The following is an 11,593-nucleotide window of genomic DNA, read 5'->3' on the forward strand; positions in this document are numbered from 1 at the left end:
CCGTCAGTCGGACATCAGCTCCAGAGGCCACCCGCGATGGCGTCATTCATTTCGGAAATGAACTGGAGATCGGCCGCATCGCTCTCGCATTCGCGCAGCACGGCATGGGCGAGAGAGGCGACCTGGCTGCGCAGCGGCGCCGGCAACTGGTTGGCGGGGTCCATCACGAGGCCCAGCACCACATCCCACAAGCGGCGATTATCGGCCCGCGCGCGGGCAAGGGCCGTCGGGCTCTGCTCGGCCAGCGCCTCGCGGATGCTGCGATTGGCGCGCACGAAGACCTCGGCCTCCATCTGACGGGGCGTGCGGCGCTGGCGATAGGCGGCGGCGGCATCGGGGCGGGGCGCGGTGTCTGCGAGCATGAAGGCCTCTGGTCAGGACAGGAAGGGAGCCGGGCGGCGTTTTGCCGGCCCGTGGGCGCTGGAAATCAGCGGAAGAGCGAGAGCAGGGCCTGCGGCGCCTGGTTCGCGATGGAGAGCGACTGCGTGCCGAGCTGCTGGCGGATCTGCAGCGCCTGCAGGCGGGCGCTTTCCTTCGCCAGATCGGCATCCACGAGCGAGCCGAGGCCGCTTTCCATGGAGTCCATCTTCTGGCGGTTGGTGCTCAGCGCGCCGTCAATGTCGCGCGCATCGGCGCCGAACTTGGACAGCGCGGTGTTCAGCGCCAGCTCCACCGTGGCGAAGGTCTTGATGTTCGACGCTGCCGCGCCGCCGCCGAAATTCGCCTCGTCGCCATAGGCCGCGATCGTGTCCGCCAGCGGACCCGTGGCGCTGGCATCGCCATTGCCCAGCATGACGCGCGCCTGCTCCGAGGTCATCGCGGTGCCGGCGTTGAAGACGAAGGCCTCGGGCTCCTCGAAGGTGCCGGCGATGTCACGGCCGCCGGTGGCGACGCGCGTGTCGAAGGTCAGCGTCGAGGCATCCACGCCGGTGATGTTCAGCGTGTTGCCGCGCTCGTTGCGGACCACGCCCGTGTTCTGCGCGGTGCTCGTGGCATTCTTGTTGGAGTCCTGCGAACCCAGGAGGCTGCGGCCATTGTAGCTGGCATCGCCCAGCGCCCGGTTGGTCTGGTTGACCAGGTTCTCGAAATCCTTGGTGTAGGTCTCGCGGTCCGAGGTGCTCAGCGTGTCCGAGGAGAGCTTGGTCAGCGTCTCACGGATCTTGGTGAGGTTCTTGGAGGCCTCGTTCAGCGCGCCGAGAGTGGTCTCCAGCAGGCCCTTGGTGGAGCCGAGCTGCTCATTCGCGGCGCCGAGGCCTGCGATGTCGCCGCGGACGCGCTGGGCCACGGCATAGGCCGCGCCGTCATCCTTCGCATCGGAGACGCGAAAGCCGGTGGAGATGCGCTTTTGCGTCGCCGCCATTTCCTCATTGGTGCGGTTGAGCGACTGCAGCGCCACCATCGCACCGACATTGGTCTGAACCGAGTTCATCGTCATTGGGGGTTTTCCCTTTGCTCGAAAGGAGGCCGGGGGATCCGACCTCCTTTCCAAAACTGGCAGGGAAAAGCCAAAAAACGGTTAAGCGAGCCCGCTCAGATATCAGCGTAGATGTGTGTCTCGGCCTTGGCGCCGGGCTGCGTCACCGCACCCTGGCGGGCCGGGCCCACCGTCTGGGCGTACTTCCACAGCACGCCCGAATTGAAGTTATGCCCGCGCGGCTTCCACTCGGCCCGGCGCTTCGCCAGCTCCTCATCGGAGAGCAGCACGTCGATCGTGCCCTTCTCGGCGTCGATCACGATCTTGTCGCCGTTCTGCAGCAGGCCGATGGGGCCGCCCACCGCCGCCTCGGGACCCACATGGCCGATGCAGAAGCCACGCGTGGCGCCGGAGAAGCGGCCATCGGTGATGAGCGCCACCTTGTCGCCCATGCCCTGGCCGTAGATGGCGCTGGTGGTGGAGAGCATCTCGCGCATGCCGGGGCCGCCCTTCGGGCCCTCGTAGCGGATGACGATGACGTCGCCCGGCTTGTAGGCGCGCTGGTCCACCGCGGCGAAGGCATCCTCCTCGCAGTCGAAGCACAGGGCCGTGCCCTCGAAGCGCAGCTTCTCCATGCCGGCGATCTTCACGATGCCGCCATCGGGCGCCAGGTTGCCGAAGAGGCTCACCACGCCGCCGATCTTGCTGATCGGGTGGGAGACGGGGCGCACCACATCCTGGTTGGTCGGGAAGACCACGTCCTTGTGGTTCTCGGCCAGCGTCTTGCCGGTGACGGTCATGGCGTCGCCATGCAGCAGGCCGCCATCAAGCAGCGCCTTGATGATGACCGGGATGCCGCCGATGTTGTGCACGTCCAGCGCCACATACTTGCCGCCGGGCTTGAGGTCGGCGATGTGCGGCGTGTCGCGCATCAGGCGGGCCACCTCCTCCAGCGGGAAGTCGATGCCGCACTCATTGGCGATGGCGGGCAGGTGCAGCGCGGCATTGGTGGAGCCACCCGTGGCGCCCACGATGCGCGCCGCATTCTCCAGCGCCTTGCGCGTCACGATGTCCCGCGGGCGGAGCTGCTTGCGGATCAGGTCCACCACCTGGAAGCCGGACTTGTAGGCGTATTCGTCGCGCTCGGTGTCGGGCGCCGGCGCGCCGGCCGAATAGGGCAAGGCGAGGCCGATGACTTCCGAGATGCAGGCCATGGTGTTGGCGGTGAACTGGCCGCCGCAGGCGCCCGCACCCGGGCAGGCATGCTCTTCCAGCTCCTTCAGCTCCTCGTCGGACATGTTGCCCGCCGCGTGCTGGCCGACCGCCTCGAAGACGTCGAGCACGGTCACGTCGCGGCCGCGATGGCGGCCCGGCATGATGGACCCGCCATAGAGGAAGACGGAGGGCACGTTCAGGCGGCACATCACCATCATCATGCCCGGCAGCGTCTTGTCGCAGCCGGCGACACCCACCAGCGCGTCATAGCAATGACCGCGCATGGTGAGCTCGACGGAATCGGCGATGACCTCGCGGCTGACCAGCGAGGACTTCATCCCCTGGTGGCCCATGGCGATGCCATCGGTCACGGTGATGGTGGTGAACTCGCGCGGTGCGCCGCCGGCCGCGGCCACGCCGCGCTTCGCCGCCTGCGCCTGGCGAGAGAGCGCGATGTTGCAGGGGGCGGCCTCATTCCAGCAGGAGGCCACGCCGACCAGCGGGCTCTCGATCTCCTCGCGCGTCATGCCCATCGCGAAGTAGTAGCTGCGATGCGGCGCGCGCTCGGGGCCGACCGTCACATGGCGGCTCGGCAGCTTGGACTTGTCCCACTTGGTCATTGGCGTGTTCCTCGGTGTCTCAACTCAGTTTGCGATGCGGGCCAGCGCCGCGTCCAGACGGGCGATCTCGGCCGTGAAATTCTCGAGGCGCTCGCGGTTTTCCTCGATCACCTCTTCCTTCGCCTTGGCCATGAACTCGGCATTGGCGAATTTCTTCTCGATCTTGCCGATCTCGGCGGCGGCGGCGGTGCGGGCCTTGGTCAGGCGGGCGCGTTCGGCGCCGAGGTCGATGACATCGGCGAGCGGCAGCATCAGCGTCGCCTCGCCCACCACCACCTGGGCCACGCCGGCGGGCGGCGCGCCTTCCAGTGTTTCGATCTCGGTCACACGCGCCAGGCGCTGGATCGCCTCCAGCCAGGATTGCGCGCGCGCCATCGTCTCGGGCGACGCACCCTGCACCAGCAGCTTCGTCTTCACCGAAGGCGGCACATTCACCTCGGAGCGCACGGCGCGCACCTCGGAGATGAGGCGCACGATGCCATCCAGCTCCGCCCGCGCGGCCTCCGCGCCCTGCACCGCACTGGCTTGCGGCCAGGGCGCCTTGATCAGGCTCGCCGTGCCGCCGTAACCCAACTGCGTCCAGAGCTCCTCCGTCACGAAGGGCATGACGGGGTGCAGCAGGCGCAGGATCACGCCCAGCACATGCTGCGCGGCACCCTTCACCTCCTCCTTCTCGGCACCATCCGGCCCGTTCAGGACCGGCTTGGCAAACTCAAGAAACCAGTCGCAGAAGCTGTTCCAGGTGAAGCGGTAGAGCGCCGCCGCGTAGTCATCGAAGCGGAAGGCATCGAGCGCCGCCCCAGCCTCGGCCGCCGCCTGATTCGCGCCGTCCAGGATCCAGCGCGCCAGCGGCGTGGCGGCTGTGGCGGGATGCCAACCCGGCCGCGCCGCGATGCCGTTCATCTCGCAGAAGCGCGCCGCGTTCCACAGCTTGGTGGCGAAGGCGCGGTAGCCCTCCATCCGCTGCTTGGAGAGCTTGATGTCCCGCCCCGGCGAGGCCAGCGCGCAGAGCGTGAAGCGCACCGCATCCGCGCCATGCGCGTCGATGAGCTCGAGCGGGTCGAGGACATTGCCCTTCGACTTGCTCATCTTGGCCCCCTTCTCGTCGCGCACCAGGCCATGGATGACCACATGCTTGAAGGGGACCTCGCCCATGAAGTGGATCCCCATCATCATCATCCGGGCGACCCAGAAGAAGATGATGTCGAAGCCCGTCACCAGCACGTCGGTCGGGTAGTGCTTCTTCAGCTCCGCCGTGCTCTCCGGCCAGCCCAGCGTGGAGAAGGGCCAGAGCGCCGAGCTGAACCAGGTGTCCAGCACATCCTCGTCGCGCGTCAGTTCCACGTCGCGCCCGAATTGCGCCCGCGCCGCCGCCTGCGCGCCCGCCTCGTCCCGCGCCACGAAGACGCTGCCCTCGGGGCCGTACCAGGCGGGGATGCGATGCCCCCACCAGAGCTGGCGGGAGATGCACCAGGGCTGGATGTCGCGCATCCAGGCGAAGAAGGTGTTCTCCCACTGCTTGGGCACGAACTCGGTCTTGCCGGTCTCGACGGCCTCGATCGCGGGCTTGGCCAGCGTCGCCGCGTCGCAATACCATTGCAGCGTCAGCCGCGGCTCGATCGGCACGCCCGAGCGGTCGCCATGCGGGACCATGTTGGTGTGCGGCTCGGCCTTCACCAGAAGTTCCAGGCGCTCCAGCTCCGCCAGGATGGCCTTGCGCGCCACGAAGCGGTCCTGCCCCGCAAGGCCGCGCACGAATTCCGGGTCGGCCACGCCGGGCACTTCACGCAGATCGGCCGCGATCTCGTCCAGCCAGATCCGCGCCTCGGCATCCAGCACGGAGGGCATGGGCAGCTCATGCCGGCGGCCCACCCCATAATCGTTGAAGTCATGCGCGGGGGTGATCTTCACGGCCCCCGTGCCCTTCTCCGGGTCGCTGTAGTCATCGGCGACGATCGGGATCAGGCGGCCAGTCAGCGGCAGGATGGCGCGCTGGCCGACGAGGTCCTTGAACCGCTCATCCTCGGGGTGAACCGCAATCGCCGTATCGCCCAGCATGGTCTCGGGCCGCGTCGTCGCCACCTCGATGAAGCGGCCGGGCATGCCCTCCACCGGGTAGCGCAGCGTCCAGATATGGCCCTTCACCTCGCGGCTCTCGACCTCGAGGTCCGAGATCGCGGTCTGGAACACCGGGTCCCAGTTCACCAGGCGCGTGTCGCGGTAGATCAGCCCTTCCTGGTGCAGCCGGACAAACACCTCGATGACCGCCTTGGAAAGGCCCTCATCCATGGTGAAGCGCTCACGGGGCCAGTCGAGCGAAGCGCCCAGGCGGCGGAGCTGGCGGGTGATGGTGCCCCCGCTCTCGGCCTTCCAGTCCCAGATGCGCTGCAGGAAGGCCTCGCGCCCCATGCCCTTGCGCGTCAGGCCCTGGCCGCCGATCAGCCGTTCCACCACCATCTGCGTCGCGATGCCGGCATGGTCGGTGCCCGGCATCCAGAGCGCGTCGCGCCCCTGCATGCGGCGGTAGCGCACCAGCACATCCTGCAGCGTGTTGTTCAGCGCGTGGCCGATATGCAGGCTGCCCGTGACATTGGGCGGCGGTATGACGATGGTGAAGGGCGCGGCATTGCGCGCGGGGTCCGCGCTGAACGCGCCGGAGGCTTCGGAAGCGGCATAAAGCCGCGCTTCCAGGGAGGCGGGGTCGAAGGCCTTGTCGAGCATGCCGGACTGGTCCAACGCGCGGGGCGGCGCGTCAAGCCCCGCTGACGCTGATCAGCCCCCCGCCGCGCAGCGGCATGCTCTCCCCGCGGAGCAGCCTACCCCTGCCGGGCCATGACGCGCTCGATCTCGGCGCGGACCAGGCGCTCCACCGTCGCCGGCAGATGCGCGTCGAGCCAGGCCTTCAGCAGCGGCCGCAATTCCTCGCGCACCACATCCTCGATGGTCGGCCCGCCCCGGCTCACGCTGGCGCTGCGCTCCTGCGAGACGGCGCGGCTGAGCTGGCCGAGCGCCGCGGCCGCCGCCGCGGCGGCCAGCGGGTCGAGCAGATTGGGGGCGGTGGCCGAAGGCTCGGGCGCCGGGCTGGGATGGAGAGGTTGCATGATGTTCGTGGGCACCCGCGTGGGCGTTGGCGCGACGGCCGGTGCGGCCACCAGCGGTGGTGGGACGAGCGGCGGCGGCGGAGGCGGCTCGACGGCGCGCGGGGGCGGCGGCGGCTCGGGCGGCGGCGGTTGGGGCGCGGGGGGCGGCTCGGGCGGCCCCGCGAGTTTCTCCGGCGGCGCGATCATCATCTCCGGCGTCAGCTGGATGGCCTCCGCGGCCGGCGCGGCCGGCGGCGGGGCCGGCTCCTCCTCGTTCAGGATCTTCCGGATGGAGGCCAGGATGTCATCCATCGAGGGGTCGGCACCGCCGGGCGGGGTCTGGCCGGACACGGTTCAGCGCCGTGCGGAGACGTTGGAATAGTCGCCCAGGCCGGCCCAGCGGTTGCGCACCGCCTGATAATAGGCGGCCATGTCATAGAACTCGACATTGAGGCCGAGATCCTGCGCGGTGAGCCGCCCGACCGAACCCGCCAGCGCGTAGGAGCCGGTGACGACCTGCGCCAGCGCGTTCACCAGGCTGGTGCGCGCGTTCAGCAGTTCCTGCTCGGCGTTCAGCACGTCGAGCGTGGTGCGGCTGCCCACGATGGCCTCGCGCTGCACGCCGTCCAGCGCAATCTCCTGCGCGCGGATCTGCACGCGCACGCTGGTCACGGCGGCACGGGCGCTGGTCAGCGTTTCCCAGGCACGGGCCGCGGCCTCGGCGGCCGCACGGCGCGACTCGTCGACCTGGGCCAGGTTCTGCTGCGCCACCTGCCGCGCCTGGCGGACGGCGGAGTATTCCGCGCCGCCCTGGTAGATCGGCGCCGAGAGGTTCAGCGTCACCTGCCCGCCATTCTGGCGCGTGTGCGGCAGGTTTACGTTGTCGTTGCGGAAGGCCTGGGCATTGCCCGAAAGCTGCGGCATGAGCGCCGAGGCCTGGACGTCGATATTGTCGCGCGCGGCGGCGGCGTTGAAGAGGGCGGCGACCACGCTCGGGTTGCTGGAGACCGCCATGGACTGCGCCTCGGCCTGGCTGCGGACCGGGAGTTGCAGCGGCTGCGGGTTGGTCAGCCGGCGCGGCTCCTCCCCGATCACGCGCGCATAGACGGAGCGCGCGATCTGCAGATTGCCCTCGGCCTGGACCCGGGCGGTGCGGGCGCCGGCCAGGCGGCTTTCCGCCTGCGCCACGTCGGTGCGGGTGATCTCACCCACGCGGAAGCGCTCGTTCGTCGCCTGCAGCTGGCGGGCCAGCACCTGCTCGTTGTTGATGTTGAGCCGCAGCAGCTCGCCATTCTGGATGACGCTGATATAGGCCGAAACGGCGTCGCCCAGCACCTGCTGTTCGGTCGCGATCAGGCGGGCGCGCTGCGCGAGGACGAGGTTCTCGGCCTGGCGGGTCTGCGCCGTGGTGCGGCCGCCGCGATAGATCGGCTGGGTCAGCGTGACGGTCGCGGTGGCGGGTGCCCGCTCCTGCCGGATGGTGGTGGATTGCGGGAAGGCGGGGTCGCGGAAGAAGAAGCTGCCGTCGTTGCGGAATTGCTGCACCTGGCTGCGCGTGCGGACATCGGCCGCGCCATAGCTGCCCGCCATCACCACCGTGGGACGCCAGCCGGCGAGTGCCTGGGGCACGCCCTCATCCACGCCGCGCAGCTGGGCGCGGGCGGCGAGCAGTGTCGGGTTGTTGTTGTAGGCAATGGCGAGGGCCTCCTTCAGCGTCTGGGCCTGCGCGCCGCTGCCGACCGTGACCGCCATGACGGCCGCGGCCGCGAGGAGTGTCGCCTTCATCCCCTGATGCATCGGTCCATGTCCCCTTCAAGCTTCCCGGCGGAGTATAGCCTACCCCTGCCGCGTCGCGCCAAGGGCCGCGCGCCGCCTTTGGGGCCTCGTCACAAAATGAAACCTGTCAAAAAATGATATTCGTCACAGAACAAAGCCCGGGGCGGCGGCGAACTCGGCGAGCAAGGGCGCGGCGGCGTCCAGGCCCGCGACCTCGCTGACCGCGCCGCCGGCGCGACGCAACAGGATGCCGCGGCCCACGGGCCCGCCCTCGCGCCGCACCGTGACCAGCCGGCCACCCTCGCCCAGCTGGGACAAGAGCGCGCTCGGCACCTCCTCGACCATGCCTTCGATCAGGATCAGCCGGAAGGGCGCGCCAGCCGGCGCGCCGAGGCGTGGGTCGCCCTGCTGGACCACCGGCCGATTCTCGGTGAGTGAGAAGTCCAGCGCGTGGCGCGCGGCGGCGGCGAGGGCCGGGTCGCTCTCGATCGCCGTCACCTGCAGGCCCATCCGCGCCAGCACCGCCGCGCCGTAGCCCGTGCCGGCGGCGAGGACCAGGGCGCGCTCGCCCGGCTGGGGCAGCGCCATCTGCAGCAGGCGCGCCAGCGCCATGGGCGAGAGCATGGCCCGCCCGCCGGACAGCGGCACCTGGGCATCGGCATAGGCGCGCTCGCGCAGTGCCTCGGGGACGAAATTCTCCCGCGGCAGCTCGTCCATCGCCTGGAGCAGCAGGGGGTCGGTCACGCCGTTGGGGGTCAGCTGCCCGTCGCGCATGAAGCGGCGTGCCCGGGCGAAATCCACATCCAAAGCGAGCATTCTCATCTCCTGGCCGGCCTTGGCGCCGTTATAGGACGGGCGGCCTGCGGCGGAAAGCGCGCGGGCGCGGCATTCCCCGCCTTGACCCGGCGGCGCGCCCGGCCGATACAGCGGGGCCTTGGGGTCCGATGGCCGAGTGGTCAGGCACAGGTCTGCAAAACCTGCTACGGCGGTTCAATTCCGCCTCGGACCTCCAAGCGCCCTTTCCTGCAACAGCATGTTTCCGGCATGGTTGCTGGCCCGATGCGCCGGAGCCCGCCATGCCCCCTCCCCTGATGGTCCGCTTCCATGGCGGCGAAGCCGGCCCCTGGCGCGTCAACAGTCTGCGCGCGCTGGCGGGCGATCCCCTGCCGGCGGTGGCGCGCATCGCCGTGCAGGAGGGCGCCGCCAGCCCGCGCGCGGGCGCCATCGCCTGGACCCTGAGCGGGAGCACCGGGAACCTGCGCTACACCGAGCGCGCCGAAGCCGATTCGCTCGCCGCGCGGCAGCAGGGGCTCTCCCGCCCCCAGGCGCGCCGCGCCGCGCTGATCCCCATCCGCAAGAGCGAGCCCTGGTGGGCGCTGGCGCAGGATGAGCGGCGCGCCATCCTGGAGGCGGAATCGCGCCATATCGCCATCGGCATGGACTACCTCCCCGCCATCGCGCGGCGCCTGCATCACAGCCGCGAACTGGGCGAGCCTTTCGACTTCCTCACCTGGTTCGAATACGCGCCGGAGCACGAGGCCGCCTTCGACGAGATGCTGGCGCGGCTGCGCGCGCAACGCGAATGGGATTTCGTGGAGCGCGAGGTGGAAATCCGTCTTGTGCGAGAAGCCGGCTGAGGGGTGGTTGCGCTCCCGCACCACCCCTGCTAGTTCCCCGCTCATGGTGATCCGGCGTGGCGCAGCGGTAGCGCAGCGGACTGTTAATCCGTTGGTCGTAGGTTCGAATCCTACCGCCGGAGCCATCCCCGACACAGTCCTCCCCGCCCCTCTGCGATCGCCCTGATCGCCAGCGCTGCGGTCGCAACTGGCGCACGGGGGCCGCCCCTGGAGCGCCGCATCCACGATGCTCGTCGTGACCGGCCCGAACCGCCCTCAGGCCGCCCGCGCCACCAGCCGCACCGCGCCCCTCGGCACCACCGCATGCACGGCGGCCCGCAGGCAGGAGCGCCAGCGCCGCCGGCTCGGCTGCCAGAACCAGGCCCTGGCCTGCCAACCCAGATGCGCCAAGCGGCGCCCCTCCTCCTCCGCCAGCTCCGCCCGCGCCTCGGCCACGAAGGCCCGGCCGCAGCGCCAGGCGCCCGCATCCCGCGCGCGGATGGCCCCCGCATAGCGGTCCAGCACCGTCGCGACGGCGAGGCAGCCCGCCCGCACCTCGCTGCTCAGCGAATCGGCGCGATGCATGTGCAGCCCCTGCGGGCGCGGCGCATAGGCGACCGGCCCATGCAGCGCGAGGCGGATCCAGAGGTCCCAATCCTCCGCCTGGCCGAGCGAGACATCGAAAGCACCCACCGCCTCCACCGCCGCGCGCGAGGCGAGCACGACCGAGGTGCAGACCGGATTCTCGCCATAGACCAGCCCGGCGCCACCCGCGCCGAGCCAGCCGATGTCGCCGGTCCAGGGCTCGTCCGGCGGCGCCACGGCGGCGGCGAAGCGCGGCATGTAGCCGATCAGCCGCGGCTCGCGCCGGTTGTCGGCGTAGAGCGTCTCGTATTCGCCGAAGCTCAGCGCCGTCTCGGGATGCGCCTTATGCCAGGCGAGTCGCTCGGCGATGCGGTCGGGCTGCCAGATGTCGTCCGCGTCGAGGAAACCCACCACCGGCGCGCGCGCCACGGCGAGACCCGCATTGCGCGCCGCCGCGGCCCCCTCGCCGCCCGTGCGGCGCAGCACGCGGATGGGCAGGCCGTTCGCCTCCGCCGTGGCGAGGAAGGCGGCCGTGCCATCGGTCGAGCCGTCATCCACGATGATGACCTCGAGGCCGTCCACGGGCACGGCCAGCGCGCTCGCCATGGCGCGCGGCAGCCATTCCAGGCAGTTGCGCGTGGGGATGATGACGGAAAGCCGGGGCGCGCTCACGAATGCGCCTCCTTGGCAGGGCGCGCGGCGCCTGATCCAGGCCGCTCCGCGCCCGGGATCACGCGCGCGAGCCGCCGCGCCGCGAAGCGCCGGCCCTGCCGCGCCAGGCGCGCCACCTCCTGCCATTCCAGCCGCGCCCAGAGGCCGGCGGCCGTCGCGTCATGCAGCCAGGGATAGCGCCGCACGGCCGGGCGGCCGACGACACCCTTCTCCGGGCAGTCGCGGGCGCGGCCGAAGCCCAGCAGCGAAGGGCCGGGCAGGCCCTGCTGCGCGCGAATGAAATCCAGCGCGGCGCGGAGGCGCCTCGGCCCGGCCAGGGCCCGCAGCATCGCCAGCACGCGCGGCAGATCCTCCAGCCGCTGGATGCCGGGCTTCAGCGCCTCATCCTCCGGCTGGCAGGGGCCGTGGTGGTCGCGGATGGTGAGCGGCACGACCTTGTGGCCCAGCGCGCGCATGGCGCGGATCTCGTTGCTCACGAAGGTCTCGGACAGCACCGGGAAGGAGGAGAGCACGTAGAGCAGGTTGAGCGGCCGGACCGGGGCCTCGGGGGCCATCTGCGCTGCGGGGACGGGATCGAAGGGCATGGGCGGGCTCCAGGGCGGGTGCCCGGGTCTC

General features: G+C 70.5%; 10 protein-coding genes and 2 tRNA genes. 3 read left to right on the plus strand and 9 right to left on the minus strand.

Annotated elements, in window-relative coordinates; translation table 11 throughout:
* Positions 1-14: 14 nt before the first annotated feature.
* The 7 genes from ACQ860_RS03010 to ACQ860_RS03040 form a co-directional block, all read right to left on the minus strand.
* Positions 15-362 (minus strand): flagellar biosynthesis regulator FlaF, encoded by a 348-nt coding sequence (locus ACQ860_RS03010; protein WP_431301931.1) that lies wholly within the window; start codon positions 360-362, stop codon positions 15-17.
* Positions 363-427: 65 nt separating this feature from the next.
* Complete coding sequence (locus ACQ860_RS03015; protein ID WP_431301932.1) at positions 428-1,435, minus strand: flagellin; 1,008 nt, start codon at positions 1,433-1,435, stop codon at positions 428-430.
* 95 nt (positions 1,436-1,530) lie between these two features.
* Positions 1,531-3,249, minus strand: a complete 1,719-nt coding sequence (ilvD, locus tag ACQ860_RS03020) for a dihydroxy-acid dehydratase (protein ID WP_431301933.1) — start codon at positions 3,247-3,249, stop codon at positions 1,531-1,533.
* Between the two features lie 24 nt (positions 3,250-3,273).
* Entirely contained in the window at positions 3,274-5,970 is a 2,697-nt protein-coding gene (locus ACQ860_RS03025) for a valine--tRNA ligase (RefSeq protein WP_431301934.1), read from the minus strand.
* A 95-nt stretch (positions 5,971-6,065) separates the two neighbouring features.
* Entirely contained in the window at positions 6,066-6,680 is a 615-nt protein-coding gene (locus tag ACQ860_RS03030; protein WP_431301935.1) for a DUF2497 domain-containing protein, read from the minus strand.
* Between the two features lie 3 nt (positions 6,681-6,683).
* Positions 6,684-8,114, minus strand: a complete 1,431-nt coding sequence (locus ACQ860_RS03035; protein ID WP_431301936.1) for a TolC family outer membrane protein — start codon at positions 8,112-8,114, stop codon at positions 6,684-6,686.
* Between the two features lie 135 nt (positions 8,115-8,249).
* Positions 8,250-8,921, minus strand: a complete 672-nt coding sequence (locus tag ACQ860_RS03040; protein ID WP_431301937.1) for a protein-L-isoaspartate O-methyltransferase family protein — start codon at positions 8,919-8,921, stop codon at positions 8,250-8,252.
* A gap of 122 nt (positions 8,922-9,043) precedes the next feature.
* Between ACQ860_RS03040 and ACQ860_RS03045 the strand changes: the two genes are divergently transcribed.
* The 3 genes from ACQ860_RS03045 to ACQ860_RS03055 all read left to right on the plus strand — a co-directional run bounded on the left by ACQ860_RS03045 (position 9,044) and on the right by ACQ860_RS03055 (position 9,867).
* Positions 9,044-9,117 (plus strand) — tRNA-Cys (locus tag ACQ860_RS03045).
* A gap of 64 nt (positions 9,118-9,181) precedes the next feature.
* Entirely contained in the window at positions 9,182-9,742 is a 561-nt protein-coding gene (locus ACQ860_RS03050) for a chlorite dismutase family protein (RefSeq protein WP_431301938.1), read from the plus strand.
* Positions 9,743-9,792: 50 nt separating this feature from the next.
* Positions 9,793-9,867, plus strand: a tRNA-Asn gene (locus ACQ860_RS03055).
* 130 nt (positions 9,868-9,997) lie between these two features.
* Here the strand turns inward: ACQ860_RS03055 and ACQ860_RS03060 are convergent.
* Positions 9,998-10,978, minus strand: coding sequence for a glycosyltransferase family 2 protein (locus ACQ860_RS03060; protein ID WP_431301939.1), 981 nt, complete (start codon positions 10,976-10,978; stop codon positions 9,998-10,000).
* Positions 10,975-11,562 (minus strand): hypothetical protein, encoded by a 588-nt coding sequence (locus ACQ860_RS03065; protein WP_431301940.1) that lies wholly within the window; start codon positions 11,560-11,562, stop codon positions 10,975-10,977. The genes ACQ860_RS03060 and ACQ860_RS03065 overlap by 4 nt, the downstream gene beginning before the upstream one ends.
* Positions 11,563-11,593: the final 31 nt, after the last annotated feature.

It is taken from the genome of Sediminicoccus sp. BL-A-41-H5, from assembly GCF_050632405.1.
GTDB lineage: Bacteria > Pseudomonadota > Alphaproteobacteria > Acetobacterales > Acetobacteraceae > Roseococcus.